Origin of the sequence: Mycobacterium sp. TY815 (assembly GCF_030755135.1) — a bacterium.
GTDB lineage: Bacteria > Actinomycetota > Actinomycetes > Mycobacteriales > Mycobacteriaceae > Mycobacterium.
Genome location: NZ_JAUFRX010000003.1, coordinates 453,490 through 479,448 on the forward strand (window position 1 = coordinate 453,490; position 25,959 = coordinate 479,448).

Annotated in this window: 27 protein-coding genes; 20 read left to right on the forward strand and 7 right to left on the reverse strand. The window is 67.5% G+C overall.

Going from position 1 to position 25,959, the window contains the following annotated elements; translation table 11 throughout:
* The first annotated feature begins 26 nt into the window (after positions 1 to 26).
* From QXK92_RS27930 to QXK92_RS28015, 18 genes are all read left to right on the forward strand, one after another.
* Positions 27 to 440 (forward strand): VOC family protein, encoded by a 414-nt coding sequence (locus QXK92_RS27930; protein WP_306247222.1) that lies wholly within the window; start codon positions 27 to 29, stop codon positions 438 to 440.
* A gap of 318 nt (positions 441 to 758) precedes the next feature.
* Positions 759 to 2,987 (forward strand): ATP-dependent zinc metalloprotease FtsH, encoded by a 2,229-nt coding sequence (gene ftsH / locus QXK92_RS27935; RefSeq protein ID WP_306247224.1) that lies wholly within the window; start codon positions 759 to 761, stop codon positions 2,985 to 2,987.
* A 15-nt stretch (positions 2,988 to 3,002) separates the two neighbouring features.
* Positions 3,003 to 3,605, forward strand: a complete 603-nt coding sequence (gene folE, locus QXK92_RS27940; protein ID WP_306247226.1) for a GTP cyclohydrolase I FolE — start codon at positions 3,003 to 3,005, stop codon at positions 3,603 to 3,605.
* Complete coding sequence (gene folP / locus QXK92_RS27945; protein WP_306247227.1) at positions 3,602 to 4,444, forward strand: dihydropteroate synthase; 843 nt, start codon at positions 3,602 to 3,604, stop codon at positions 4,442 to 4,444. The genes folE and folP overlap by 4 nt, the downstream gene beginning before the upstream one ends.
* Entirely contained in the window at positions 4,437 to 4,838 is a 402-nt protein-coding gene (gene folB, locus QXK92_RS27950; RefSeq protein ID WP_306247229.1) for a dihydroneopterin aldolase, read from the forward strand. Before folP ends, folB begins: the two co-directional genes overlap by 8 nt.
* 28 nt (positions 4,839 to 4,866) lie before the next feature.
* Positions 4,867 to 5,358 carry a 2-amino-4-hydroxy-6-hydroxymethyldihydropteridine diphosphokinase gene (gene folK / locus QXK92_RS27955; RefSeq protein ID WP_306247231.1) on the forward strand — a complete coding sequence of 164 codons (492 nt, stop codon included), beginning with the start codon at positions 4,867 to 4,869 and terminating at the stop codon, positions 5,356 to 5,358.
* Positions 5,358 to 5,837 carry a DUF3180 domain-containing protein gene (locus tag QXK92_RS27960; protein ID WP_306247233.1) on the forward strand — a complete coding sequence of 160 codons (480 nt, stop codon included), beginning with the start codon at positions 5,358 to 5,360 and terminating at the stop codon, positions 5,835 to 5,837. Before folK ends, QXK92_RS27960 begins: the two co-directional genes overlap by 1 nt.
* A gap of 87 nt (positions 5,838 to 5,924) precedes the next feature.
* Positions 5,925 to 7,268 (forward strand): DUF6779 domain-containing protein, encoded by a 1,344-nt coding sequence (locus QXK92_RS27965; protein WP_306247235.1) that lies wholly within the window; start codon positions 5,925 to 5,927, stop codon positions 7,266 to 7,268.
* A 103-nt stretch (positions 7,269 to 7,371) separates the two neighbouring features.
* The gene (locus QXK92_RS27970) at positions 7,372 to 8,307 is read left to right on the forward strand and encodes a Rossmann-like and DUF2520 domain-containing protein (RefSeq protein WP_306247237.1); all 936 of its coding nucleotides are present in this window, start codon (positions 7,372 to 7,374) and stop codon (positions 8,305 to 8,307) included.
* Positions 8,304 to 9,230 carry a pantoate--beta-alanine ligase gene (gene panC / locus QXK92_RS27975; RefSeq protein WP_306247239.1) on the forward strand — a complete coding sequence of 309 codons (927 nt, stop codon included), beginning with the start codon at positions 8,304 to 8,306 and terminating at the stop codon, positions 9,228 to 9,230. The genes QXK92_RS27970 and panC overlap by 4 nt, the downstream gene beginning before the upstream one ends.
* On the forward strand, positions 9,230 to 9,649 hold the full coding sequence (gene panD, locus QXK92_RS27980; protein ID WP_306247241.1) for an aspartate 1-decarboxylase: 420 nt from the start codon (positions 9,230 to 9,232) through the stop codon (positions 9,647 to 9,649). The genes panC and panD overlap by 1 nt, the downstream gene beginning before the upstream one ends.
* A gap of 2 nt (positions 9,650 to 9,651) precedes the next feature.
* Positions 9,652 to 10,470 (forward strand): type III pantothenate kinase, encoded by an 819-nt coding sequence (locus QXK92_RS27985; protein ID WP_306247243.1) that lies wholly within the window; start codon positions 9,652 to 9,654, stop codon positions 10,468 to 10,470.
* 125 nt (positions 10,471 to 10,595) lie between these two features.
* On the forward strand, positions 10,596 to 12,119 hold the full coding sequence (gene lysS, locus QXK92_RS27990) for a lysine--tRNA ligase (RefSeq protein WP_306247245.1): 1,524 nt from the start codon (positions 10,596 to 10,598) through the stop codon (positions 12,117 to 12,119).
* A 116-nt stretch (positions 12,120 to 12,235) separates the two neighbouring features.
* Positions 12,236 to 12,574: a histone-like nucleoid-structuring protein Lsr2 gene (lsr2, locus tag QXK92_RS27995; RefSeq protein ID WP_055577626.1), complete on the forward strand. Its 339-nt coding sequence runs from the start codon at positions 12,236 to 12,238 to the stop codon at positions 12,572 to 12,574.
* Positions 12,575 to 12,866: 292 nt separating this feature from the next.
* Positions 12,867 to 15,401, forward strand: coding sequence for an ATP-dependent protease ATP-binding subunit ClpC (gene clpC1, locus QXK92_RS28000; RefSeq protein ID WP_306247247.1), 2,535 nt, complete (start codon positions 12,867 to 12,869; stop codon positions 15,399 to 15,401).
* 139 nt (positions 15,402 to 15,540) lie between these two features.
* Entirely contained in the window at positions 15,541 to 15,750 is a 210-nt protein-coding gene (locus QXK92_RS28005) for a CbtB-domain containing protein (protein WP_306247249.1), read from the forward strand.
* A 9-nt stretch (positions 15,751 to 15,759) separates the two neighbouring features.
* On the forward strand, positions 15,760 to 16,506 hold the full coding sequence (locus QXK92_RS28010; RefSeq protein ID WP_306247251.1) for a CbtA family protein: 747 nt from the start codon (positions 15,760 to 15,762) through the stop codon (positions 16,504 to 16,506).
* Positions 16,503 to 17,042, forward strand: a complete 540-nt coding sequence (locus QXK92_RS28015) for a histidine phosphatase family protein (RefSeq protein WP_306247253.1) — start codon at positions 16,503 to 16,505, stop codon at positions 17,040 to 17,042. Before QXK92_RS28010 ends, QXK92_RS28015 begins: the two co-directional genes overlap by 4 nt.
* Here the strand turns inward: QXK92_RS28015 and QXK92_RS28020 are convergent.
* Entirely contained in the window at positions 17,039 to 18,406 is a 1,368-nt protein-coding gene (locus QXK92_RS28020; protein WP_306247255.1) for a serine hydrolase, read from the reverse strand. The two genes, QXK92_RS28015 and QXK92_RS28020, sit on opposite strands and share 4 nt — an antisense overlap.
* Complete coding sequence (gene mhuD, locus QXK92_RS28025; RefSeq protein ID WP_306247256.1) at positions 18,381 to 18,698, reverse strand: mycobilin-forming heme oxygenase MhuD; 318 nt, start codon at positions 18,696 to 18,698, stop codon at positions 18,381 to 18,383. The genes QXK92_RS28020 and mhuD overlap by 26 nt, the downstream gene beginning before the upstream one ends.
* A 14-nt stretch (positions 18,699 to 18,712) precedes the next feature.
* Here mhuD and QXK92_RS28030 point away from each other — a divergent pair, with 14 nt between their 5' ends.
* Complete coding sequence (locus QXK92_RS28030; RefSeq protein WP_306247258.1) at positions 18,713 to 19,489, forward strand: alpha/beta fold hydrolase; 777 nt, start codon at positions 18,713 to 18,715, stop codon at positions 19,487 to 19,489.
* A 63-nt stretch (positions 19,490 to 19,552) separates the two neighbouring features.
* Positions 19,553 to 19,876, forward strand: a complete 324-nt coding sequence (locus tag QXK92_RS28035; RefSeq protein WP_306247260.1) for a MarR family transcriptional regulator — start codon at positions 19,553 to 19,555, stop codon at positions 19,874 to 19,876.
* A gap of 28 nt (positions 19,877 to 19,904) precedes the next feature.
* Here the strand turns inward: QXK92_RS28035 and QXK92_RS28040 are convergent, their stop codons facing one another.
* The 5 genes from QXK92_RS28040 to QXK92_RS28060 all read right to left on the reverse strand — a co-directional run bounded on the left by QXK92_RS28040 (position 19,905) and on the right by QXK92_RS28060 (position 25,928).
* Positions 19,905 to 20,753 carry a DUF6671 family protein gene (locus tag QXK92_RS28040; protein WP_306247262.1) on the reverse strand — a complete coding sequence of 283 codons (849 nt, stop codon included), beginning with the start codon at positions 20,751 to 20,753 and terminating at the stop codon, positions 19,905 to 19,907.
* A 61-nt stretch (positions 20,754 to 20,814) separates the two neighbouring features.
* On the reverse strand, positions 20,815 to 21,426 hold the full coding sequence (locus QXK92_RS28045; protein ID WP_306247264.1) for a carbonic anhydrase: 612 nt from the start codon (positions 21,424 to 21,426) through the stop codon (positions 20,815 to 20,817).
* A gap of 25 nt (positions 21,427 to 21,451) precedes the next feature.
* Entirely contained in the window at positions 21,452 to 21,751 is a 300-nt protein-coding gene (locus QXK92_RS28050; protein ID WP_231513242.1) for a P-II family nitrogen regulator, read from the reverse strand.
* Between the two features lie 14 nt (positions 21,752 to 21,765).
* Positions 21,766 to 24,354, reverse strand: coding sequence for a DUF2309 domain-containing protein (locus tag QXK92_RS28055; protein ID WP_306247265.1), 2,589 nt, complete (start codon positions 24,352 to 24,354; stop codon positions 21,766 to 21,768).
* Entirely contained in the window at positions 24,351 to 25,928 is a 1,578-nt protein-coding gene (locus QXK92_RS28060; RefSeq protein ID WP_306247267.1) for a proton-conducting transporter membrane subunit, read from the reverse strand. The genes QXK92_RS28055 and QXK92_RS28060 overlap by 4 nt, the downstream gene beginning before the upstream one ends.
* Between the last annotated feature and the right edge of the window lie 31 nt (positions 25,929 to 25,959).

Sequence of the window (25,959 nt, forward strand, 5' to 3'; positions counted from 1 at the left end):
GCGGGACCCCCGCGCATCATGGCCTCATGCAGCTGGACCATGTGGTGCTCTGGACCAACAACCCCGCGGTGGCCATGGATTTCTACACCACGGTGGTGGGCCTGGCGCCCGTCCGGTTCGAGGAGTTTCGGTCCGGCGAGGCGCCGTTCCCGAGTGTGCGCGTCTGCGACGACTCGATCATCGACCTGCTGCCGGCCGGCGGCGCCGGCGACACCGAGGCGATGACGAAGGTTGCCGGCAGTGCGGGCCATCCGGTCAACCACGTCTGCCTGGCCATGACGAAGGACGAGTACGACGCGCTGGACCGCCGGCTGCAGACCCGGGGCGTGGACACCAGCGCGCGACTGAACAACAGCTTCGGTGCCCGGGGTTGGGCGCCGCAGGGTTGTTACTTCGCCGACCCCGACGGAAATGTGATCGAGGCCCGCTACTACGGGTAGCCCCTCCGCCGAGCGTGCAGCTGGCCGCACGCTCGGCGCCGAACGTGAAGCTGGCCGCACGCTCGGCGACGGGCCGGGAACTCCCGATCGTTGACCAAGAGACAAAGGCGATCCGCTCTGCCGGAGCTTGCGATCGCCGGGGAACAACCGTGGCGACCCGCTGCGCTCCGGCTCTGCCGGAGCTTGCGATCGCCGGGGAACAACCGTGGCGACCCGCTGCGCTCCGGCTCTGCCGGAGCTTGCGATCGCCATGGGCGGTAACCTGGACATTTCCAGCTGCGTTTATCGGAAGGACCTGGCCCCCACGGCCGATGATTGATGAACCGTAGAAACGTGATCCGCACCGTTACGGCAGTTGCTGTGCTGGTGCTGCTCGGCTGGTCGTTCTTTTACTTCAGCGATGACACCCGCGGTTACAAACCCGTCGATACCTCGGTGGCGATGACCCAGATCAACACCGACAACGTCAAGAGCGCACAGATCGACGACCGCGAACAACAGCTGCGGTTGACCCTGAAAAAGGGCAACAACGACACCGAGAACTCCGACAAGGTCATCACCAAGTACCCCACGGGCTACGGTGTCGACCTCTTCAACGCGCTGACCGCCAAGAACGCCAAGGTCAGCACCGTGGTCAACGAAGGTAGCCTGATCGGCGAGCTGCTGGTCTACGTGTTGCCGCTGCTGCTGCTGGTCGGGCTGTTCGTGATGTTCTCCCGCATGCAGGGTGGCGCCCGGATGGGCTTCGGCTTCGGCAAATCGCGAGCCAAACAGCTGTCCAAGGACATGCCCAAGACCACCTTCGCCGACGTCGCCGGCGTCGACGAGGCTGTCGAGGAACTTTACGAAATCAAGGACTTCCTGCAGAACCCCAGCAGGTACCAGGCCCTCGGCGCCAAGATCCCCAAGGGCGTGCTGCTCTACGGCCCGCCCGGCACCGGCAAGACGCTGCTGGCGCGCGCGGTGGCGGGGGAGGCGGGCGTTCCGTTCTTCACCATCTCCGGTTCCGACTTCGTCGAGATGTTCGTCGGCGTCGGCGCATCGCGCGTCCGGGACCTTTTCGAGCAGGCAAAACAAAACAGCCCGTGCATCATCTTCGTCGACGAGATCGACGCCGTCGGCCGCCAGCGCGGCGCCGGCCTAGGTGGCGGTCACGACGAGCGCGAGCAGACCCTGAACCAGCTGCTGGTCGAGATGGACGGCTTCGGCGACCGCGCCGGCGTCATCCTGATCGCGGCCACCAACCGGCCCGACATCCTGGACCCCGCCTTGTTGCGGCCGGGACGGTTCGACCGCCAGATCCCGGTGACCAACCCGGACCTGGCCGGCCGCCGCGCCGTCCTGCGGGTGCACTCCAAAGGCAAGCCGATCGGCCCGGACGCCGACCTGGACGGCCTGGCCAAGCGCACCGTCGGCATGACCGGCGCCGACCTGGCCAACGTCATCAACGAGGCAGCGCTGCTGACCGCCCGGGAAAACGGCACCGTCATCACCGGCCCGGCGCTGGAAGAGGCGGTCGACCGGGTCATCGGCGGCCCCCGCCGCAAGGGCCGCATCATCAGCGAGCAGGAGAAGAAGATCACCGCCTACCACGAGGGCGGGCACACGCTGGCGGCCTGGGCGATGCCGGACATCGACCCGGTTTACAAGGTGACGATCCTGGCCCGCGGCCGCACCGGCGGACATGCCGTCGCGGTGCCGGAAGAGGACAAGGGCCTGCGGACCCGCTCGGAGATGATCGCCCAACTCGTCTTCGCGATGGGCGGGCGCGCAGCCGAGGAACTGGTGTTCCGCGAGCCGACCACCGGCGCGGTATCCGACATCGAGCAGGCCACGAAGGTCGCCCGGGCGATGGTCACCGAATACGGGATGAGCGCGCGCCTGGGCGCGGTGAAGTACGGCACCGAACACGGCGATCCGTTCCTGGGGCGCACCATGGGGACCCAGCCGGACTATTCGCACGAGGTCGCCCGCGAAATCGACGAAGAGGTCCGCAAGCTCATCGAGGCCGCGCACACCGAAGCCTGGGAGATCCTCACCGAATACCGCGACGTGCTGGACACGCTGGCCGGCGAGTTGCTGGAAAAGGAGACGCTGCACCGGCCCGAGCTGGAAGCGATCTTCGGTGACGTCGAGAAGCGCCCGCGGCTGACCATGTTCGACGACTTCGGTGGCCGGATCCCCTCGGACAAGCCGCCGATCAAGACGCCCGGCGAACTGGCCATCGAGCGGGGCGAGCCGTGGCCGCAACCGGTGCCCGAGCCGGCTTTCAAATTGGCGATCGCGCGCGCCAATAAGGCAGCCGAAGAGGCGGAAAAGGGCAACGGGGACGGTGCGAATTCGCGCGGAGGCAACGGCTCGCACGCCACCACCCAGCCCGACTACGGGGCCCCGGCAGGGTGGCACGCGCCCGGCTGGCCGCCGCCGTCTTCCAGCCGGCCGCAACCGGCTCCCGGTTACCCCGGCCCGGATGAGTCCGACGCCGAGGACGATTCCGGTCAGCTGGACAAGGATGTGACTCGGTCCAACCCACCGGCCCACGGCTGAACGACGGAGCATTTGATGACGCAGCTGGAATCCACAGAGACCGGCACCAGGCCGTTCGACCAGGAGCGTGCCGAGGCGGCGGTTCGTGAGTTGCTGATCGCCGTCGGTGAGGATCCCGATCGGCACGGTCTGCGCGACACGCCGGCTCGGGTCGCGCGCGCCTACCGGGAGATCTTCGCCGGGCTCTATACGGAGCCAACCTCGGTGCTCAACGCCATGTTCGACGAGAACCACGATGAATTGGTGCTCGTCAAAGAGATACCGATGTACTCCACCTGTGAGCACCATCTGGTGGCCTTCCACGGGGTGGCTCACGTCGGATACATCCCGGGTGTGGACGGCAGGGTGACCGGCCTGTCGAAGATCGCGCGGCTGGTCGACCTCTACGCCAAACGTCCCCAGGTGCAGGAGCGGCTCACCAGCCAGATCGCGGACGCCCTGGTGCACAAGCTGGACCCGCGCGGCGTCATCGTGGTGGTCGAGGCCGAGCACCTGTGCATGGCGATGCGTGGTGTCCGCAAACCCGGTGCCACCACGACGACGTCTGCGGTGCGTGGTCAGTTCAAGTCCGACGCCGCCTCCCGGGCGGAAGCGCTCGATCTCATCCTGCGTAAGTGAGTTCGGCACCCATGCAGGTGATGGGGGTGCTCAACGTCACTGACGACTCGTTCTCCGACGGCGGGCGTTACCTGGATCCTGACGGTGCTGTCGAACACGGACTGGCGTTGGCCGCTGAAGGTGCGGACATCATCGACGTGGGCGGCGAGTCGACCCGGCCCGGCGCCACCCGGGTGGACCCCGCTGTGGAAGCCGCACGCGTCGTCACGGTCGTGAAAAATCTTGCGGCGCAGGGACTTACGGTCAGCATCGACACAATGCATGCACGGGTGGCGCGGGCGGCGCTGGAGAACGGCGCGCGGATCGTCAACGACGTGTCGGGCGGGCGGGCGGACCCGGGCATGGCGCCGCTGCTGGCCGAGGCCGGAGTGCCGTGGGTGCTGATGCACTGGCGGCCGGTATCGAGGGACCACCCGCACCGGGTACCGGACTACCTGGACGTGGTCGCCGACGTACGTGCCGACCTGCTGGCCAGCGTGGACGACGCGGTCGCGGCAGGCGTTGACCCCGCCAAGCTGCTGATCGACCCCGGGCTGGGTTTCGCCAAGACGGGCCAACACAATTGGGCTTTGCTGCACGGCCTGCCCAAGCTGGTGGACACCGGAATTCCGGTGCTCCTGGGGGCGTCGCGTAAACGCTTCCTCGGTAGCTTGCTGGCCGGCCCCGACGGCACGCCGCGACCGGCCGACGGCCGTGAGACCGCGACGGCGGTGATCTCCGGATTGGCGATGTGGCACGGCGTCTGGGGGGTGCGGGTGCATGACGTGCGGGCATCGGTCGACGCCCGCAAGGTCGTCCGGGCATGGCAGGGTGCGGAAGGGGCGGTGACCGGTGGCTGACCGAATCGAATTGCGGGGTCTCAAGGTTCGTGGCCGCCACGGCGTCTTCGACCACGAGCGGCGCGACGGCCAGGACTTCTTCATCGACATCACGGTCTGGATCGACCTGGCCCGCGCTGCGGCCAGCGATGAGCTGGCCGACACCTATGACTACGGTGCGCTGGCACAGTTGGCCGCCGACATCGTCGGCGGAACGCCACGGAATCTGATCGAAACCGTCGGCGCCGAGATCGCCGAACAGGTGATCGCCGACGAGCGCGTGCACGCCGTCGAGGTCACGGTGCACAAGCCACAAGCGCCCATCTCTCAGGCTCTCGACGACGTGGCCGTAGTGACCAGACGGTCGCGGCGCGGCGGCCGCGGATCGGTGATCCCGGCGGGCTCGGTCGTATGAGGCGCGTGTGCGGGGGAGAGCGGCGCCGGTGACGCAAGTGGTGCTGTCTATCGGCTCCAACATGGGTGATCGCCTGGCCCATCTGCAATCGGTTGTCGACGGACTCGGCGACGCGGTCCGCGCGGTCTCACCCGTGTACGAGACCGACCCCTGGGGCGGGGTGGACCAGGAACCGTTTCTCAACGCTGTGTTGATCGCCGAGGATCCGGCCCGCGACCCGCACGACTGGCTGCGCCGGGCTCACGAGATCGAACAGGCCGCCGGACGGGTGCGGGAAGTCCGCTGGGGGCCGCGCACCCTCGATGTCGACCTGATCGCCTGCTACGGAGCGCACGGTCAGCTCACCCTCGACGATCCCGAGCTGACGCTGCCGCACCCGCGGGCCCATCTGCGCGCGTTCGTGCTGGTGCCCTGGCTGGACGTGGATCCGGCCGCCGAACTCTCCCGGCCGGTGCGGGAGCTGCTCACCGAACTCGACGGCGACGCGGTGCGCCCGACCGCGCTGGCACTGGACACCTGATGGGCCCGACCCGCAAGCGCGATCTCACGGCCGTGGTGCTCGGCGCGGCGTTCGTCGGCTACCTGCTCATCACCCTGTCGTATCGGTACTTTCCGCCGATCACGGTGTGGAGCGGGGTTTCGCTGCTGGTGGTCGCCGTCGCAGAAGCACTGTGGGCGCGCACCGTGCGCGCCAGGATCAGCGACGGCGAGATCGGCGACGCACCCGGCCGGTTGCACCCGCTCGCGGTGGCGCGCAGCCTGATTGTCGCGAAGGCGTCGGCCTGGGTGGGCGCGGTGATGCTGGGTTGGTGGCTGGGGGTGCTGGTGTACTTCCTGCCGCGACGGTCGTGGATGCACGCCGCCGCCGAGGACACCGGCGGTGCGGTGGTGGCGGCGGTCAGCGCGCTGGCGCTGGTGATCGCGGCGATGTGGCTGCAGCATTGCTGCAAGTCGCCTCCGCAGGATTCCGGTGAACCCGGCGAAGGGGCCGAGACCTAGCCGGTCCGGCGGTGCGGCGACTCCTGCCGAGAATCGCCGGACTGGCGCGACACGCCAAGTGACCTCGCACGGGTACAGTCAGGGGCCATGACCGTTCTGTCCCGCGGCGCCCGGGTCCGGCGCGGCGGCCGCAGGCCGGGGTGGGTGCTCTTGACGACGTTGCTGGTCCTGGCAATCGGGGCCAGTTCCGCGCTGGTTTTCACCGATCGGGTGGAACTTCTCAAGCTCGCTGTGATCCTGGCGCTGTGGGCCGCCGTGGCCGGCGCCTTCGTGTCGGTGCTGTACCGACGTCAGGCCGAGGCGGACCAGGCCCGGGCCCGCGACATGAAGCTGGTGTACGACCTGCAGCTGGATCGCGAGATCTCGGCGCGCCGGGAGTACGAGTTGACGGTGGAATCGCAATTGCGCCGCGAACTGGCCGCCGAGATACGGGCTCAGGCCGCCGACGAGATCGCGGCTCTGCGGGCAGAACTGTCGGCGTTGCGGACCAACCTGGAGATCCTGTTCGACACCGACCTCGAACACCGTCCGGCCCTCGAGACGCTCAACCGGGAAGCGGCGCGGGCGCTGACCGATCGGTCGGCCAACGCCGCCAAGAACGGCGAGAGCCCGCCCGCCGATTGGGTGGCCAGCGACCGGGTGACCGCCGTGCGCCAGGACGAACCGGACGAGGAGCCGGCGCTTGAGGAGGACGTCGCGATCATCGATGTCCCCGAGGAACCGCTGCTGCCACCGCGGCAACCGGTGAACGCCCGGGAGTATGCGCCGCCGCCCCAGCAGCCGGCCGGGCCCTACCAGCCGCGACACCGGCCACCACCGCCGCCGCAGCAGCTGCACTTCCAGCCGCAGCCGCAGCCGCAGTTCCAGCCGCCACCGCCACCCCCTCCGCCGCCACCCCAACCGCCACCGCAACCGCAAACGCAACCCCAGCCCCAGCCGCAGCCGGCGGCCTGGCAACCGGTCTCGGCTGAGGGGCAGTGGTTGCCGCCAGGCACGCCCGGCAGCCACTGGGCGCCTGCGGAGGCCCCGCCCGCCCCGGCCCGCGCGGAGTCCGAGGGACGCAGAAGGCGCTACCGCGACGACGCCAACGAGGCGGACGTCAGCGCTGCCGGCGCACCCCAGGACGAGGCCCCGCCGCAGTACGGTGGCCGCCGCTCGCGGTCCCGCCATTCGGCGGAGTACCGCGACTTCGGTGTCGGCAACCTCGGACGGCCCCGGGACTCGCAACCCGAGCCGGCTCCGGAGCCGCCGCCGGCACCCCCGCCGCCCCGGCTCGCTCCGGCGCCGCCCGCGCCTCGGCATCGCAGCGCGGAGGAGCCGGTCGAGAGCGAAGCCGACCCGGACAGCGGTGGACACTCGGCTGCCGACCTCCTGGCGAGATTCCAGGTGCAGCCCAGCGGTGGAGGCCGGCGCCGCCGGCGTGACGCCTGACACGCTGTGCTCGGTCTGACGGATCGACTACAGTCGTAGTGACCGTCCGGTACCCCAGCAGCGGGACTGGAACGTACGAAAGAAATCTGTGAGGTCGTCTGCGATGGAGCAGTTCGACGGATTGCGCCCGGCCAGGCTGAAGGTGGGAATCATCTCTGCCGGTCGGGTCGGCTCCGCGTTGGGGGTCGCGCTGGAGCGCGTCGACCACGTGGTGGTGGCGTGCAGCGCCATATCCCACGCATCCCTGCAGCGGGCCCAGCGCCGGCTGCCCGATACCCCCGTGTTGTCGCCGCCGGAGGTCGCCGCCGGCGCGGAACTACTACTGCTGGCGGTCCCCGACAGTGAGCTGCCCGGCCTGGTGGCCGGGTTGGCGGCCACCTCGTCGGTGCGACCGGGCACCATCGTGGCCCACACCTCCGGAGCCAATGGAATCGCCATCCTGGACCCGCTCACCCGGCAGGGCTGCATTCCGGTAGCGATCCACCCGGCGATGACATTCACCGGTTCCGATGAAGACATCGCCCGGCTCGCCGGCACGTGCTTCGCCGTCACTGCCGCCGACGAAGTCGGATACGCCATCGGCCAGTCGCTGGTGCTGGAGATGGGCGGAGAGCCGTTCTCGGTCCGCGAGGACGCGCGCGTGCTGTACCACGCGGCGCTGGCGCACGCGTCCAACCACTTGGTGACGGTGCTGGCAGACGCACTCGAGGCGTTGCGTGCCGCGCTGAAAGGCGATGAACTGCTCGGGCTGGGGGAACCTCCCGCTTGCGGGGGACAGCGCGTCGACAACCAGCCGGGGGGAATCGCCGAACGCATCGTGGGCCCGCTGGCGCGCGCAGCGCTGGAGAACACGTTGCAGCGCGGTCAGGCCGCGCTCACCGGCCCGGTGGCCCGCGGCGACGCCGCCGCCGTTGCCGGACACCTGCACGCACTCGAAGCCACCGACCCTCAACTCGCGCAGACCTACCGGATGAATGCGCTGCGGACGGCTCAGCGTGCCCATGCTCCCGCCGACGTCGTCGAGGTGCTCGCACGATGAGGGCCGGGCAACCCCGCAAGTTCATGCCGGGCGAACTCAATGTGTATTCGGCGCCTTCCGACGTCACCGACGTCACCCGAGCATTGCGGCACACCGGCCGGCGAATCATGTTGGTGCCCACCATGGGAGCGCTGCACGAAGGTCACCTGACGCTGGTGCGCGCCGCCAAACGGGTGCCGGGCTCGGTGGTCGTGGTGTCGATCTTCGTCAACCCCCTGCAATTCGGCGCGGGTGAGGATCTCGACGCATACCCCCGCACCCTCGACCAGGATGTGGAACTACTGCGCGGCGAGGGTGTGGACATCGTTTTCGCCCCTTCGGCGTCGAGCATGTATCCCAACGGATTGCGCACCACGGTGCAGCCCGGGCCGCTGGCCGCCGAGCTCGAAGGTGGAGCTCGCCCAACGCATTTCGCCGGTGTGCTTACCGTGGTGCTCAAGCTGTTGCAGATCGTGCGGCCGGACCGGGCGTTCTTCGGCGAGAAGGACTACCAGCAGCTGGTGCTGATCCGGCAGATGGTGGCCGACCTGAACGTCGACGTGCAGGTGGTGGGCGTGCCGACGGTCCGGGAACGCGACGGGCTGGCGATGTCGTCGCGCAACCGCTACCTCGACCCGGCGCAGCGCGAAGCGGCCGTGGCGCTTTCGGCGGCGCTCAGCGCGGGCGCGCACGCCGCGACCTACGGCGTCCAGGCCGCACTGGACGCGGCGAATGCGGTGCTGCAGGCCACGCCCGAACTGGAGGTCGATTACCTGCAGCTGCGCGACACAGACCTGGGCCCGGTGCCCACCAACGGATCCGGCCGGCTGCTGATCGCGGCCCGGCTCGGCACCACCAGACTTCTGGACAATGTGGCAATCCAAATCGGCGATCTCGCCGGCACCACTACCGGGCCGGACGCCCAATCCCATTGGAGGAACTGATGTTACGGACGATGTTGAAGTCGAAGATTCACCGCGCCACCGTCACTCAGGCCGATCTGCACTACGTCGGATCGGTGACCATCGACGCCGACCTGATGGACGCCGCCGACCTGCTGGAGGGGGAACAGGTCACCATCGTCGACATCGACAACGGCGCCCGCCTGGTCACCTACGCGATCACCGGTGAACGCGGCACCGGCATCATCGGAATAAACGGCGCCGCAGCGCATCTCGTGCACCCGGGCGATCTGGTGATCCTGATCGCCTACGGCACCATGGAGGACGCCGAGGCCCGCGCCTACCAGCCGCGGATCGTGTTCGTCGACGCCGACAACAAGCAGATCGACCTGGGTAGCGACCCCGCCTACGTGCCCGACGGCGTTGACGAGCTGCTCGACCCGCGGATCGGCGCGCGGTAACCGTGCTGCTGACGATCGACGTCCGCAACACCCATACGGTCGTCGGCCTGATATCCGGAGCCAAGGAGAACGCCAAGGTCGTTCAGCAATGGCGGATCCGTACCGAGTCCGAGGTCACAGCGGACGAACTGGCACTGACCATCGACGGCCTCATCGGCGATGACGCCGAGCGACTCACCGGGGCCGCCGGGTTGTCCACCGTGCCGTCGGTGCTGCACGAGGTGCGGATCATGCTCGACCAGTACTGGCCGGCCGTCCCGCACGTATTGATCGAACCGGGGGTGCGCACCGGCATCCCGCTGCTAGTGGACAACCCGAAAGAGGTGGGCGCCGACCGGATCGTCAACTGTCTGGCGGCCTTCCACAAATTCGGCACCGCCGCCATCGTGGTCGACTTCGGATCGTCGATCTGTGTGGATGTGGTGTCGGCCAAGGGCGAGTTTCTCGGTGGTGCGATCGCGCCCGGCGTGCAGGTGTCCTCGGATGCCGCGGCGGCGCGCTCGGCGGCGTTGCGCCGTGTCGAACTGGCCCGCCCCAGATCCGTGGTGGGCAAGAACACCGTCGAGTGCATGCAGGCCGGTGCCGTGTTTGGATTCGCCGGACTGGTCGACGGCCTGGTGGGCCGGATCCGCGACGACGTGGCGGGGTTCTCCGCCGCGGACGACGTCGCCGTGGTAGCCACCGGGCACACGGCGCCGTTGCTGCTGCCCGAACTGCACACGGTGGAGCACTACGACCAGCATCTGACGTTGCACGGCCTGCGGCTGGTGTTCGAGCGCAACCGCGACGCCCAGCGGGGCCGGCTCAAGACCGCGCGCTGAGCGCTCCCGGCGCTGCGGTGCCGCGTACGAGGCTGATAGGTCACGGGTGGGGTGCGTCACATAGCCCAGCGCGGCCTGTACGCCAGCCGACGGGGCCGCCCCGATCTCATTTAAGCTGGCACGTCGTGAGCGCCGCCGATCGAGACGCCGACAGTAACCCAGTCGAGGACCTTCCCGAACAGTTCCGGATTCGTCGGGACAAGCGTGCCCGCCTGCTGGCCGACGGTCACGACCCCTACCCGGTGGCGCTCGAGCGAACCCACACGCTGGCCGAGGTCCGTGCCGCCCACCCGGACCTGCCGACCGACACCGCGACCGACGACGTGGTCGGTGTCGCGGGCCGGGTGGTGTTCGCCCGTAACACCGGGAAATTGTGCTTTGCGACACTGCAGGACGGTGACGGCACCCAGCTGCAGGCGATGATCAGCCTCGACAAGGTGGGCCAGGAATCGCTGGACGCGTGGAAGGCCGACGTCGATCTCGGCGACATCGTCTTCGTGCACGGGACGGTGATCAGCTCACGCCGAGGCGAACTGTCTGTTCTCGCCGATTCGTGGCAGATGGCCGCCAAGTCGCTGCGGCCGCTGCCCGTCGCCCATAAAGAGATGAGTGAAGAGGCGCGGGTGCGGCAGCGGTATGTCGACCTGATCGTCCGGCCGCAGGCGCGTTCGGTGGCCCGGCAACGGATTGCCGTTATCCGGGCAATCAGGAATGCCCTGGAGCGCCGGGGGTTCCTGGAGGTCGAAACTCCGATCCTGCAGACGCTGGCCGGCGGCGCCGCTGCGCGCCCGTTCATCACCCATTCCAATGCGCTGGACATCGACCTTTACCTGCGGATCGCGCCGGAACTGTTCCTCAAGCGATGCATCGTCGGTGGTTTCGACAAGGTCTTCGAACTAAATCGGGTCTTCCGAAACGAAGGAACCGATTCGACTCATTCGCCGGAATTCTCGATGTTGGAGACGTACCAGACGTACGGGACCTATGACGATTCGGCGGTCGTCACTCGGGAGCTTATTCAAGAGGTGGCCGACGAGGCGATCGGGACCAGACAACTCCCGATGCCCGACGGCAGTGTGTACAACATCGACGGAGAATGGGCAACTCTGCAGATGTATTCGTCACTGTCCAAAGCGCTGGGAGAAGAGATCACGCCGGACACGCCGGTCGAACGGTTACGTGAGATCGCGGCTCAACTGGACGTGGAGATTCCCGAGAACCGTGGTTTTGGTCACGGCAAACTCGTCGAGGAACTGTGGGAGCATACGGTGGGCAACACGCTGACCGCACCCACTTTTGTCAGGGATTTCCCGGTGGAGACGACGCCTTTGACCCGCCACCACCGCAGCATCCACGGTGTAACCGAGAAGTGGGACCTCTACGTGCGCGGAATGGAGCTGGCCACTGGGTACTCGGAATTAAACGATCCGGTAGTGCAACGGGAAAGATTTGCTGAACAGGCCCGTGCGGCGGCCGCCGGTGATGACGAGGCCATGCAACTTGACGAAGATTTTCTGGCCGCGCTGGAGTTCGGGATGCCGCCGTGTACCGGAACGGGAATGGGTATCGATCGGTTGTTGATGTGTTTGACCGGGTTGTCAATTAGGGAGACTGTTTTGTTCCCGATTGTTCGTCCACACTCCAACTGAACTGCTCAAGATGTGTCTGGATTGAGTATTATGCGTTCTTATGGCAGATTAGGACAGTGGGGAGTCTATCCAAACTGGATCTGTAACTGCACAGGAAGAAACGCGAGGGTAAGCCAATGGCGAAGAAAGTGACCGTCACCTTGGTCGATGATTTCGACGGTGCCGGCTCCGCCGACGAAACGGTCGAATTCGGGCTTGACGGGGTGACCTATGAGATCGACCTTTCTAGCAAGAATGCGACGAAGCTGCGCAATGACCTGAAGCAATGGGTCGCGGCGGGACGTCGCGTGGGCGGTCGGCGGCGCGGGCGTTCCGGTTCGGGTCGCGGCCGCGGGGCGATCGACCGCGAGCAGAGCGCCGCGATCCGCGAATGGGCGCGGCGCAACGGGCACAACGTGTCGACCCGCGGTCGTATCCCGGCCGACGTGATCGACGCGTTCCACGCCGCCACCTAGGCACCAACTTTCCGGCGCCCGGGCTCGAAGCCTGGGCGCCGGATTTTGTGTTTTCGCTTGTGGCGAACTGATCGATGCCCAACTCGGGAAACGCATTGGGGCTTTTCCTCGTTAAACCGGTTACGTGAAGGCACCGCTGGGCACTGCTAGGTATGAACCCCGGCAGGCCGACCATTAGAGTGGACGGCAGGTACGCGGAGTCGGTCCCTGAGTCGACAAAAGGTCGGCGACGGCCGGCAAACGCCTTTCCGAGACGGAGTACCTAATGGTGAGGGAGAGCAGGTAACCGACGATGTTCGAGAGATTTACCGACCGTGCCCGCAGGGTCGTCGTCCTGGCGCAAGAAGAGGCCCGGATGCTCAACCACAATTACATCGGCACCGAGCACATCCTCCTGGGTCTGATCCACGAGGGTGAGGGCGTCGCCGCCAAGTCACTGGAGTCGCTGGGAATCTCGCTGGAAGGCGTGCGCAGCCAGGTCGAGGAGATCATCGGCCAGGGCCAGCAGGCGCCCTCCGGGCACATCCCGTTCACTCCGCGGGCCAAGAAGGTTCTCGAGCTGAGCCTGCGTGAAGCGCTGCAGCTCGGCCACAACTACATCGGCACCGAGCACATCCTGCTGGGCCTGATCCGCGAGGGTGAAGGTGTGGCGGCTCAGGTGCTCGTGAAACTGGGCGCTGAGTTGACCCGGGTGCGCCAGCAGGTGATTCAGCTGCTGAGCGGCTACCAGGGCAAGGAAGCCGCCGAAGCCGGCACCGGTGGCCGGGGCGGCGAGTCCGGCAGCCCGTCCACCTCGCTGGTGCTCGACCAGTTCGGCCGCAATCTGACCGCTGCCGCCATGGAAGGCAAGCTCGACCCGGTCATCGGCCGCGAGAAGGAAATCGAGCGGGTCATGCAGGTGCTGTCCCGGCGCACCAAGAACAACCCGGTGCTGATCGGCGAGCCCGGCGTCGGCAAGACCGCCGTGGTCGAGGGTCTCGCCCAGGCGATCGTGCACGGCGAGGTGCCCGAGACGCTCAAGGACAAGCAGCTCTACACCCTGGACCTCGGCTCGCTGGTCGCCGGCTCGCGCTACCGCGGTGACTTCGAGGAGCGCCTGAAGAAGGTGCTCAAGGAGATCAACACCCGCGGCGACATCATCCTGTTCATCGACGAGCTGCACACGCTCGTCGGCGCGGGTGCCGCCGAGGGCGCCATCGACGCGGCCAGCATCCTCAAGCCGAAGCTGGCCCGCGGCGAGCTGCAGACCATCGGCGCCACCACGCTCGATGAGTACCGCAAGTACATCGAGAAGGACGCCGCGCTGGAGCGCCGCTTCCAGCCGGTGCAGGTGGGCGAGCCGACGGTGGAGCACACCATCGAGATCCTCAAGGGTCTGCGCGACCGCTACGAGGCGCACCACCGGGTGTCCATCACCGACGGCGCACTGGTGGCCGCCGCCACCCTGGCCGACCGGTACATCAACGACCGGTTCCTGCCGGACAAGGCGATCGACCTGATCGACGAGGCCGGCGCCCGGATGCGGATCCGCCGGATGACCGCGCCGCCAGACCTGCGTGAGTTCGACGAGAAGATCGCCGAGGCGCGCCGGGAGAAGGAATCGGCCATCGACGCCCAGGACTTCGAGAAGGCCGCCAGCCTGCGGGACCGGGAGAAGCAACTGGTCGCCCAGCGTGCCGAGCGTGAAAAGCAATGGCGCTCAGGTGATCTCGATGTCGTCGCGGAGGTCGACGACGAGCAGATCGCTGAGGTGCTGGGCAACTGGACCGGCATCCCGGTGTTCAAGCTCACCGAGGCCGAGACCACGCGTCTGCTGCGCATGGAGGATGAGCTGCACAAGCGGATCATCGGCCAGGTCGACGCCGTCAAGGCCGTCTCGAAGGCGATCCGCCGTACCCGCGCCGGGCTGAAAGACCCGAAGCGGCCGTCGGGCTCGTTCATCTTCGCCGGCCCGTCCGGTGTCGGTAAGACGGAGCTGTCCAAGGCGCTGGCCAACTTCCTGTTCGGCGACGACGACGCCCTCATCCAGATCGACATGGGCGAGTTCCACGACCGCTTCACCGCGTCGCGGCTGTTCGGTGCCCCCCCGGGCTACGTCGGCTACGAAGAGGGCGGCCAGCTCACCGAGAAGGTGCGGCGCAAGCCGTTCTCGGTGGTCCTGTTCGACGAGATCGAGAAGGCGCACCAGGAGATCTACAACAGCCTGTTGCAGGTGCTCGAGGACGGCCGGCTCACCGACGGTCAGGGCCGCACGGTCGACTTCAAGAACACCGTGCTGATCTTCACGTCGAACCTGGGCACATCCGACATCTCCAAGCCCGTCGGCCTCGGGTTCACCCAGGGTGGCGGCGCCAATGACTACGAGCGGATGAAGCAGAAGGTCAACGACGAGCTGAAGAAGCACTTCCGCCCGGAGTTCCTCAACCGCATCGACGACATCATCGTCTTCCACCAGTTGACGAAGGACGAGATCATCCAGATGGTGGATCTGATGATCGGCCGCGTCGCCAACCAGCTCAAGAGCAAGGACATGGCTCTCGAGCTGAGCGACAAGGCCAAGTCGCTGCTCGCCAAGCGCGGCTTCGACCCGGTGCTGGGTGCCCGTCCCCTGCGACGCACCATCCAGCGGGAGATCGAGGACCAGCTCTCGGAGAAGATTCTCTTCGAGGAGGTCGGTCCGGGTCAGATCGTCACCGTCGACGTCGACAACTGGGACGGCGAGGGCAGCGGCGAGGACGCTGTGTTCACGTTCACCGGAACGCGCAAGCCGCCGGCCGAGCCGGATCTGGCCAAGGCCGGCGCGGGCGGGCCTGGTACGTCGGGCTAACACGGGCATAGACTGCCCACGCTGACGGGCACCGGAATCTGGTGAAACTCCAGAACGGTCGCGCCACTGTCTACAGTCAGACCCGGCGCCCGCCAGCAGTGTCTTCCGTTGGGACGCGAGATCCCAGAAGGAGTTGATCGTGGCTAGTTCTCAGACTGCCCGGGCGCAAGCGGTGGACTTGTCGGGGGTCAATGCGGCGCTGTGGTTGGCGGCGACCGCCTTCCTGGCGCTGCTGGCGATCTATTTCGTCGGCATCGACCAGGGCGCCGTGTCGCTGTTCGGCAGCGACACCCACGTGCACGAGTTTTTCCACGACGCGCGGCATCTGCTTGGCTTTCCCTGCCACTGACCCGCAGCCGTGGAGAAGCGTCTGATTGCGCGCGGCCTGCTGGCGGGTGCGGTCGGTGCGGTGGTGGCGTTCGTTTTCGCCAGGCTGTTCGCCGAGCCCGTGATCGGCCGCGCCATCGCGTTCGAGGAAGACCGCGTCGAAGCCGCGCACGCCCAGGGTGTGCATGAGCACGGCGCGGAACTGTTCTCCCGCGGTGTCCAGGGCAATGCCGGACTCGGCTTCGGCGTGCTGGTCTTCGGCATCGCGCTGGGTGCCCTGTTCGCGGTAGTATTCTGCGTCCGCTATCCGCGATCAGAAGGCGTTGCGCCGCAATCACTTTCACTGCGATTGGCGGCCGGCGGGTTCGTCGCCGCGTATCTGGTGCCGTTTCTGAAATACCCACCCAATCCTCCTGCGGTCGGACAGGCGGACACGATCGGATCGCGCACCCTGTGGTACCTGGCGATGGTGCTGGCGTCGGTGGGGCTGGCGATCGGCGCGCTCTGGCTGGCCCGGCAGCTGCTGGCCCGATTCGATGCGTTCACTGCCAGGCTGCTGGCGGCCGGTGCCTATGTGATCGCGGCGGTGGCCGTCGCGCTGGCTCTGCCGAACGTCGCCGAAGTGCCGCCCGGCTTTCCCGCCGCCGATCTCTATGAATTCAGGCTGGTATCGCTGGCTACCCAGATGGTGTTATGGGCGGGCACCGGGCTGGTGTTCGCGGTGCTGGCCGGGCGCCTGTTGGCTGAGGGCACACCGGCGCAGAGCGTCCGAGCGTGACGGCGGCTGCGACCCGGCTGACGCTGGTCTCGCACGCGATGACGGATGCGATGTCGGCCGGGTGTTTTCCCGTCGATGAACCGCTGAGTGCCCTCGGCCGCCGTCAGGTCGGGCGTCTTGACAGCGCGGCGGCCCGGGCGTTCACCGGCCCGGAACAACGCACCCGTCAGACCGCGGAACTGCTGGGGCTGCAGGCCGCCGCCGACCCACGCTTGATGGACCTGGATTGTGGGAGTTGGCGTGGGCGAGCGCTGGAGAGCATCCCGACCGCCGAGCTCGAGCTGTGGCTGACCGATCCAGGGCAGTCGCCGCACGGCGGCGAGTCGATCGTCGGGCTGGTGGAACGAGTCGCCGGATGGCTGAGGCAGATCAACGACAGCGTGCGAACGGTTGCCGTCACTCACCCGGCGGTCATCAGGGCGGCGATTCTGGTTGCCCTCGACGCGCCACCGAAGTCGTTCTGGCGCATGGATGTTGCTCCGTCAAGCCATACCGTCCTGCACCGTCGGGGCGGGGCCTGGACGCTGCGGGTCTAGCGGGGCGCGATCAGCGCGAAGACCTGCTGAGCGACCTTCAGCATCCAACTGGTCACGGTCGGCCCGTGGTCGTGCGGCCAGTTCAGCTGAAAACTGACCACCCACGGTTGCCCGGTCTTGTCGACGGCATACCAGCTGAACGTCAGATCTCCGGGCAGCCCACCGGCTTTCGCACCGATGTAGGGCCACACATTGGGATCCAATCGGATACCGGCCACCGCGGACAGGATCTGCTGGACCGGTGCGGCCGCGCCCACGGCATCGGACTGCAACGTCACATGAACGCGGCAGATGTCCTCGGCGTTGCCGTACCACTCGGCGCCGTACGCCGAGGCTGGGGTGTGCGCGCGGAATGGATCAGGTTCGTAGTCAGTGGAATTCGCCTGCTGCAGCAGCTCGGCCCGCTGCTGCTGGGACGCATTCTTCCACTGCTCGCGCACATCGGGCTTACCCCAGCCGATGGAGAACAACTCGTACATGGTGGGAAACGGCGTCATGCTGGCCGGATCGTGGTGCCCGGCGGTGGCCAGGGCCTGCTCGATAGCGCGCGTCCCCACCCGCTCGATCAGCATGTCAGTGGCCATGTTGTCACTGGTGGCGATCATCTTCTCGGCCGCCTTGCGCACCGAAACGTGATCGCCGACAGCCAGTTCCAGACCCGACGATCCGACCGCCTTGCCCTTGGCGGTCACGGTCAACTGGTCGTCCCACGAGACGGTGCCGTTCTTGACCGCCGTCGCGACCGCGTGCAGCACGTACAGCTTGAAAATCGAAGCCAGCGGCAAGGGTTGGGTGGTGTTGGAGCCGGCCACCCGGTCGCATTTACCGTCGTCGACCTTGGCCACCTGATAGGAGTAGCGGGCGCCGGTCTTGCTCAGCACCGCATCCACATCCGACCAGGTGTTGATCGGCGGGGGCGGTTGGGTGTCGACTTCGAACCGGTCGACCTCGCCGGTATCGCCGGTATGGATCCGGACGTCCTGGCGCGCCCCGTAGGACGAGATCAACTGCAACGTCGCCACGTTCGCGCCGATGAAAACGGAGTCCAGGGTGAACGGCCGATCCCACCACAGACTCTCCATGGTGGCTTCCACCGATTCGACCTTGTCGGCGACGGCCAGGGTGCGTACTCCGTCCGGGCCGATCGGCCACTCGGAGTTCAGCATGTCCATGGTCTGCTGGGCGCGCAGACCAGGGGGAGTGCTGGTGTCGATCCGGCGCCCCACATTCGCCGCGTTCGCCGACGGCGTCGGTGATGAAGAGCAGCCCGGAGTCAGCGTCACCACGAGCGCGGCGGCGGCGCTCAGCGCCAGTGCCCGGCGCGCCGCGGCGCGCCGCCTACCCGGCCTGTTTGGTCCCGGCAACGTCGAGCACAACCTCGAATTCCAGTAGCGACGCACCGCTGGCGACGGGATTGGCGCGCTCACCTGCGTGGGCTTCTTTCGCGGGCCCGTTCGCCCAGGCCTGGAACGCTTCATCAGACTCCCAATGTGTCACCACAAAGTAGCGGTCTTCACCTTTGACCGGACGCAGCAGCTGAAAGCCGAGAAAGCCGGGCTGGTTGTCCACCGCGTGCGCGCGATGAGCGAAGCGTTTTTCCAGCTCGGGGCCAGCGCCGGCGGGCACCGAGATTGCATTGATCTTCACCACTGGCATGTGGCTAGGCTACCGTGCCGAACATGGCCGCCGATCTGCTGACCCATCGCGGCGGAGCGGGCAGGCCGCTGATTCTGGTGCATGGACTGATGGGACGCGGCACCACCTGGCCGCGACAGCTGCCCTGGCTTACGCGGCTGGGTGCGGTCTACACCTACGACGCTCCCTGGCACCGCGGCCGCGACGTCGAGGACCCCTTCCCGATCAGCACCGAACGCTTCGTCGCCGATCTGGGCGATGCGGTCAGCTCGCTGGGCGCTCCGGTGACGCTGATCGGGCATTCGATGGGCGGCCTGCACTCCTGGTGCCTGGCAGGTGAGCGGCCGGAGCTGGTGAGTGCGCTGGTAGTCGAGGACATGGCCCCCGATTTCGTCGGCCGGACCACCGGACCGTGGGAGCCGTGGGTGTACGCACTGCCGGTTGAATTCGATTCCGCCGAGCAGGTGGTGGCCGCGTTCGGCCCGGTCGCCGGCCAGTATTTCCTGGAGGCGTTCGACCGCACCGGCAAGGGCTGGCGATTACACGGGCATCCCGCGCGGTGGATCGAGATCGCTGCCGAGTGGGGTACCCGCGACTACTGGAACCAGTGGAATGCGGTGCGTTCGCCCGCGTTGCTGATCGAGGCGGGAAACACTGTGACGCCGCCCGGCCAGATGCGTCAAATGGCCCAAAGGGATTATCCGACTACATATTTGCCGGTCCCGGAAGCGGGTCACCTGGTGCACGACGAGGCGCCGCAGGTGTACCGGCGGGCCGTCGAATCCTTCCTGATCGCACACCCGGGTGAGTGAAAGCGGCGCGCGGGTGGATTGGCGAATCGGTTTACGCGAATCAGGCATGGGTATCATCGAGCAGTGGCTGTAGCCGGCAAGCGCAGGAGAGTAGCCCCGCTCCCGCTAGAAACGCAGGATCGGAGCTGGACGTTCCTCACCAACCACGCCCATGTCTTGTTGTGCATCTCGACGGGCGAGGAGTTGACGGCGCGCGAGCTGGCGCTGCGGGTCGGCATCACCGAGCGCTCAGTGCAGGCCATTCTGACCGACCTGACCGCCGAGGGCTACCTGATCAAGTCGAAGGTCGGGCGTCGCAACGTCTACGAGGTCAACCCTGAGGGCAGGTTGCGCCACCCCCTTGAAGCCAGCCACACCGTCGGCGAGCTGGTTGCCGCGCTGTCCTGACCGGGGCCGGCCCGAATGCGGCGACCCGCTAGGGATTGCACTGCGGGCAGTAGCGCGGTTCCGCCGTCCCGGAGCGGACGTCCTCGCTGCGGTGCTCGCAAGCCGGGCACCCCAGGATGTCGGCCGCGACGAGTGTGGTCGGCGAGCCACACATCCGGCACGGTAATCCTTCGCGCACCGCGACCCTCCCGAATCCGGGCGACAGACACGCCGGACATCGGGTGGCCAGTCGGCCGGCGAGTCGATTCGCCAGGGCGGTCAGGACTTCCCGGCGACCTGGGTTGTGGTGTGCCCGCAGGTCGGGTTCGAGCAGGGCGCGCCGGTCGTCGGCGGCGGCAACCGCGGTGTCGACGATCTCGACGAGGGCGAACGCATCGGTCAGCCCTTTGCCGAACACCCGCGTTTCTCCGTCGACGGTGGCTTTGACGACCGCTCCCTGCTCGGGGAATCCGAAGCGGCGCGCGGCGTCGGCCGCTTCGTGGCCGCTTTCGACCAGTTTCGGCGGGCCCGGAGCCCGTTGGATGTTGACACCCTCCACGACTCGGATGCCTCGGGTGTCGTCGAGGAACACCAGGATTTCCTGGTGTACGGCCAGCATTCCGTACCACGTGTCGTAGCTGGCCTCGCTGGCCACGCCGTACGGCACCTTAGCCGCGCTCATGGCCAACCGGGCCTTCGCCGAGGCCGCCGCCACCGGTGCGAGCGTCCGGGTGACCTCCCCGGCGAAGGTGCCGAACTGGTCGGTGTCGATGCCCGGCGGGGCGATCACCCGGGCACCGATCTCTGCGGCGAAAGCCGGCGCCACCTGGCGCTCCTTGCCGTGCATGGTGCCCATGGCGATCACCGTCCCGGCGTAAGAGTCAACGGGTGCGTTCATGAGATGTCCCGGCGGGCAGCCAGGCCCGGCGGAATCCGCCGGGCCCGACTGCCCGCATTTCTTATACGACCCGCAGCAACGGTGTCTCGTTGTCGGAAACCTGTCCGATGGTCCCGCAGACCTGGACCCGGCCGTCCGCACGGTCGAGCAGGGCGGCGACGATTGCGCACCGTCCGCTGTCGACGGCCTTGGCAACCAGCGGCGACTTGTGCAGCAGCGACACCCCGACGTGCGCCACGTGAGCGGCCGTCAGATCGTCGGCGGTATTGATGCCGGCGTCTTTGCGGGCCAGCGAGGAAACCGCCTGTTCGACCACGGCACGGGTGGCGCCGTCGGGGAAGTTGGCAATGTTCCAAGCATCGAGGGCCGTCTGCATCGCGCTGGAGTCCGTGTGGCCGAGGATGACGATCAACGGTGTCTTGAGGGTGCCCACGGCGTACTCAAGGGTGGCCAGCACGCCGGTGTCGATGACGTGTCCCCAGTTGCTGATGTCGATGATCGAGCCCCAGCTCTGGCCGAACACCACCTGGCTGGGCACGTCGGAATCCGCGGAGCGGAACACGACGGCGGCGGGCGGCTGTCCGTTGGCGACGCTGTGCTGCTTCCGTAAGGTGTTGTGGAAGTGCTGATTTCCGGCTTGCAGGCTCTGCCAGGCGGAAGTGGGGTTGGACATTATCGTTACCTTTCTGTGGTTGGTTTCAGCTGAAGTACTCGGGCCGGCTGACGTAGGTGTCGGTCACGAACATGACCCCCGGCGAACCCTCGAGAAGCCGTCGTAATCCGGCGACCAGCGCCTCTGACTTGGTGTCCGGTACGACGGTGATGAGCATTTCGAGTGCTGCTTGCTGGTTGAAGAGCAGCCGGCCCTGGTGATAGCCGTGATGCCCGAGCCCCGAGACGCCCGAGACACTGGTGAACCCGGTGGCGCCTGCGCTGTGGAACTGGTCGCGGACCGCGGACGCGTGATCGCCGCCCACCACCACTTCGATTTTCGTCATTTTTGTCAGGCCATTCAGTGGCATGGCAATACCTCCTCAGTTGCGTTGTGCTTTTCGACTCCCGATTCCCAGCTCCGCCAGCCGTTGCGAGTCCAGCGCTGCCAGTCGTCTCCGGGCTTCTCTCGGGCCGCGAGGGCTACCCAGTCGTTTCCGAACAGATGCTGCAGGACTGGGTTGCGGTCGACGATCATGTCGATTCGCTCGAGCGGGGCCTGGACGACGGTCAGTAGGCGCATCGGCTCGTGCCCGAACGTCTGACCGTCGGTCACCGATTGGCGAGGCAGCCCCAGCTGCAGGTCACCGCCGTGGCCGGCGAGTACGCCCACTCCGGCCACCACGTTGTGGACCGTCTTGGTTCCCGCTCCGAACAGCTCCGGCGCAACCGTCGAGAAGTAGTACTGGCAACTGATCCACTGGGCCACGACCATCGGGGCGGTCAGGATGGTCTCCAACGCGCTGCCGTCTGGGTCGACGTCAGCTTCGTAGGAGTGCAGGAAGGTCCGTCGCCGCAGGTCGAGGCCGCTGCTCAGGTCGCGGGGCCCGACGATGAAGGCAGCGTTGCCGGCCAGCCCCCACTCGGGAAAGACCTGGGCCCAGTCGGCGGAGCGGTTGGCGACGTGCCGCGCTGCCCGCGCCGGGTCCGGACGGACCGGGCCTCCGGGTAGCACGAGGCAGCGTTCGGCGGCCAACTCGGCACCGGCCACCTCGAGATCGGCGATCAGCCGGCGCATGTCCGCTACATGGCTTGCCGGGACCAGATGCTCGTCCAGGACGGAGACCCGGTCCGTGGCCGTGTCGTGCAGAGCGGCGACGAACCAGGTGTCGTCTGGAATCGAGATCCCCATGTCGCGCAACTCCGCACGGACGTCGGCGTTGTTGAGGATGGCGACCGCGGTTCGCGCGTTGGGCCCGCCGGGTTGACCGCCGCACGCCCCGCAGTCCAGCGCCGCCTGGTAGGGGTTGTTCTCGGTGGTGCTGCCGTGTCCGCACATCACCACTAGCCGGGCGAACCCGCTGGTGAGGCCCATGGTGGTGAGAGCCACCTGGGCGTAGAGAGCCCGTTGTCCCAGGTCGACGCTCTCGTTGACGGACAGGACGGTGGGCGCCGGCGGGGCCAGCCGGTCGCGCAGGCGCCGGCGCAGCGTGCCGCTGGCCTTCGGGCTCAGCGTCTTTGCGGCGGCCCATGGACCGGCGGCCCAGCCAGAGGCTTCGGCGAGCGTGAACGGGGCCAGCAGTGCCTGCTTCGCGGTGTTGAAAGCGGCTTCGGCGCCGGCCATGACGGCGCTGCCGTCCCGTCGCCGCTTGGCCGCACGCACACCTTCAGGTGCCGGGCTTTCGCGGACTTCATGCTGGGGACGAATCAGAACCGGGCACAGCTCGTTGGGCGCCCCGCCCACCAGGTCGGTGAAGCGGATGGCGACCGCGAAAAACCCGGCAAAGCCCAGGGTTTCGTATCCGCCCTTGGATTCGATGTGCCGGCGCAGCCCTTCCGACCGGGCGTCGATGCAGCACACCAGCTGGGTGTGCGGCCGCCCGTGGGAACCCTGAACAGTGCTGCCGGTCAAGGACTTCAGCAGTGCGTCCCGGTAGTGCGCCTCGTAGGCCTGTTGCCAAACCACCGGCCGGGCCGTGACCGGAAGCGCCGCCAGGATCCTTGCGGCCGGGGCGAGATCATCATCGCTCAGCCCGTTCAGGCCCCGCAGTCGCGCGAGATCCGCAGCCCGCTCCTCCGCGGAGGGGATCGCCGGCCGGTTGATGGCATCGATATCGGCCGGCGGCTCAGCAGCGTTGTCAGGCAGCAGCAATGCCTCGTAGGTCAGACGCAGGGCCAGGTAGTCGAGGAGGTCCGCGCCGACCATCCGCTCGGCATACCACCGGACATACGCCGCCCAGCCGGGAAGCCGGGTCAAGTGAGCCTGCAGGTAGGTGATGCGTTCGTCGTCGGTGACGCCCAACTGCCGCAGCGCTTGCAGCGCAGCGTCGTCGGCTCGTTCGGGCACCTCGCGCAGGGCGGCGCGGACTTTCCGGCTCAACTTGTGGTCGCCGGCGGCCAGAGTCCGCCAGGCGTGGAAGAAGCCCCGTTCGCGCGCGGGCATCGGCCAACCCGCCGCGGGTGATCCGAAGAAAGCCGTACTCCATTTGGCGGCCTGTGCGTCTACCTCTTGGGCGACCTGCGGTGCGAGTTGCTCGCTGCGCATCTTGTTGCGGCGCACCGGCTTGGCCGCGACGCGGCCGTTGAGCAGGTCGTCACGCAACAGCTCGGCAGGTGTCACCGTCCGGGCGCCCAGCTGGATGGGTTCTCCGTCCAGCAGGGTGGGGTAACGCAGCCGCAGTGTCGATTCGAGGTCGGCGTCGGTGATCCGCCCCCGGTGGTAGAGGTCGCGGTAGGCGGTCTCATCCAGCAGTCCTGCGACGCCGTAGAGGTCACCGGCACGCAGCACCGCCTGCTCGAAGGGCATGCCTTCCAGTCCGGCCAGCGGGTTGACGGCGATGAAGGTCTCCAGCGGGTAGTGGGTGGGAACCACCCGCGCGGCCAGATTCACCTCGCTGCGCAGCTGGGCACGCTGCGCGTCGATCGAGAGGTGTTCAGCGACGATGGTCATCGGTGCGCTCCTGTCAGTTCTGCAGTCAAGTGGGTCGGGGTGGGGATCTGCTGCGGCCGTATCGCCGAGACATGTCCTGCTACAAGCGCTTTGGTGTAGAGGGCGCGCTGCAGGCGGCCGGCCCAGCCATCCGGGGGAGCCTGGCGCAGCAGGGCCAGTGCGCCGAGCACGACCGCCGCCGCGGCGATGCCCAACGAGGAGGCCGATGGCACGGCGACCGGCGGCAGATCGGGAGACAGGAAACCGGTCACCAGGTTGACCAGCGCCAGGTAGCCGACGCCCGCGCCGAGCAGCGCCACGCCCGCGGCGACGACCGCCGGCCAGTGGGGCGATCGCGCCAGCCAGCCCATCAGTGCCGCCGCGGCGGTGGCCCAGGTGAAGATCACCAGCGCTTCCGCCGAGCCGTGCTCCGCTGTGTGCAACGGCATCACGGCACCGGCTGCGTACAGTGCGGCCGCGGGCAGCAGCATCGCAGAGACGAGCACCGCTGCACGTCGGGTGCGGCTCAGCGGCGGCGCGGGCGGGCGAGCGGCCTTCTGGCGCCGCTTGGCGATCGCCGAGCCCGAGGACAAGAAGAGCGTGGCCTTGTAGAAGCCGTGCCCGACCAAGTGGAAGACCGCCGCGGCGGACAGGCCCAATCCGCAGGTCAAAATCATGAAGCCCATCTGGGCCATGGTCGAATATGCCAGCGAGCCCTTGATGTCGGACTTGGTGAGCATCACCAGGGCTCCGTAGACCATGCTCAACATGCCGGCGGCGAACGCTATACCCATGGCCAGGGCTGATCCGCTGACGATCGGGCTCAACCGGACCAGCAGCACACCCCCGGCGTTGACCACACCGGCGTGCAGCAGGGCCGACACCGGGGTGGGTGCCGCGAGAGTAGCCGGCAACCAGCGGTGGAACGGGATCTGCGCGGACCGCGACAGCGCAGCCACCACGATCAGTACCGCGGCGACCAGCATCGTCGGTGAGGCGTCTTTGCTGACGGTCAACTCGGACAGGCTTCGATTGCCCAAATGCATCGTCACCAACCCGACCGCTGACCACAGCGCGAGATCGCCCAGCGCGAATGCGGTCGCGGTACGTCGCACACCGTCGCGGGCGGCCGGCAATTCCCAGTAAGTCGCCAGGAGCAGGCACAACGCTGTCCCGGCCAGGGTCCAGCAGAGGGCTAAGGCGATCAGCGTGCCCGAAATCATCAGGCCCGCGGACGCGGTGGTGAGCAGTCCGGTCCCAGCGGTGAACCAGCCCGACCGGCGGTCACAGGCGAGGTAGCGCAGTGCGAACAGTTGAACGACCGTGCTCACTCCGTACACCAGCACCAATAGCAGGGCGCTGAGCCGGCCGGCGGTCACCTCGCCGATGAGGGTGCCTTGGTCGGTACGCAGCGAGGCGTGTATCGGCCCGTGCAGCACTACCTGAACGCTCAACACAGCGGCCGCGATCAGTCCCGACGCCGCGGTCGCGGCGCCGAATCGGCCGACCAGCCGGGGATGCCGGTCACCGGCCAGCAGGGCAGTGACGGATGCGAGCAGGGGCGCAATCAAAACGGCAAGGAGGACGGCGGTCATTGGTCACCACCGCCCGTCGTGGCTTTCAGAT

What these genes read in the sequence shown, in the direction of transcription:
- panD (WP_306247241.1), top strand. Translation starts at nt 9,230, where the DNA reads ATGTTACGGACGATGTTGAAGTCGAAGATTCACCGCGCCACCGTCACT.
- folE (WP_306247226.1), top strand. Translation starts at nt 3,003, where the DNA reads ATGACGCAGCTGGAATCCACAGAGACCGGCACCAGGCCGTTCGACCAG.
- QXK92_RS28045 (WP_306247264.1), bottom strand. Translation starts at nt 21,426, where the DNA reads ATGTCCAACCCCACTTCCGCCTGGCAGAGCCTGCAAGCCGGAAATCAG.
- panC (WP_306247239.1), top strand. Translation starts at nt 8,304, where the DNA reads ATGAGGGCCGGGCAACCCCGCAAGTTCATGCCGGGCGAACTCAATGTG.
- clpC1 (WP_306247247.1), top strand. Translation starts at nt 12,867, where the DNA reads ATGTTCGAGAGATTTACCGACCGTGCCCGCAGGGTCGTCGTCCTGGCG.
- lsr2 (WP_055577626.1), top strand. Translation starts at nt 12,236, where the DNA reads ATGGCGAAGAAAGTGACCGTCACCTTGGTCGATGATTTCGACGGTGCC.
- QXK92_RS27960 (WP_306247233.1), top strand. Translation starts at nt 5,358, where the DNA reads ATGGGCCCGACCCGCAAGCGCGATCTCACGGCCGTGGTGCTCGGCGCG.
- QXK92_RS28050 (WP_231513242.1), bottom strand. Translation starts at nt 21,751, where the DNA reads ATGACGAAAATCGAAGTGGTGGTGGGCGGCGATCACGCGTCCGCGGTC.
- QXK92_RS28060 (WP_306247267.1), bottom strand. Translation starts at nt 25,928, where the DNA reads ATGACCGCCGTCCTCCTTGCCGTTTTGATTGCGCCCCTGCTCGCATCC.
- QXK92_RS27965 (WP_306247235.1), top strand. Translation starts at nt 5,925, where the DNA reads ATGACCGTTCTGTCCCGCGGCGCCCGGGTCCGGCGCGGCGGCCGCAGG.
- QXK92_RS28055 (WP_306247265.1), bottom strand. Translation starts at nt 24,354, where the DNA reads ATGACCATCGTCGCTGAACACCTCTCGATCGACGCGCAGCGTGCCCAG.
- ftsH (WP_306247224.1), top strand. Translation starts at nt 759, where the DNA reads ATGAACCGTAGAAACGTGATCCGCACCGTTACGGCAGTTGCTGTGCTG.
- QXK92_RS27970 (WP_306247237.1), top strand. Translation starts at nt 7,372, where the DNA reads ATGGAGCAGTTCGACGGATTGCGCCCGGCCAGGCTGAAGGTGGGAATC.
- QXK92_RS28040 (WP_306247262.1), bottom strand. Translation starts at nt 20,753, where the DNA reads ATGAACGCACCCGTTGACTCTTACGCCGGGACGGTGATCGCCATGGGC.
- mhuD (WP_306247256.1), bottom strand. Translation starts at nt 18,698, where the DNA reads ATGCCAGTGGTGAAGATCAATGCAATCTCGGTGCCCGCCGGCGCTGGC.
- QXK92_RS27930 (WP_306247222.1), top strand. Translation starts at nt 27, where the DNA reads ATGCAGCTGGACCATGTGGTGCTCTGGACCAACAACCCCGCGGTGGCC.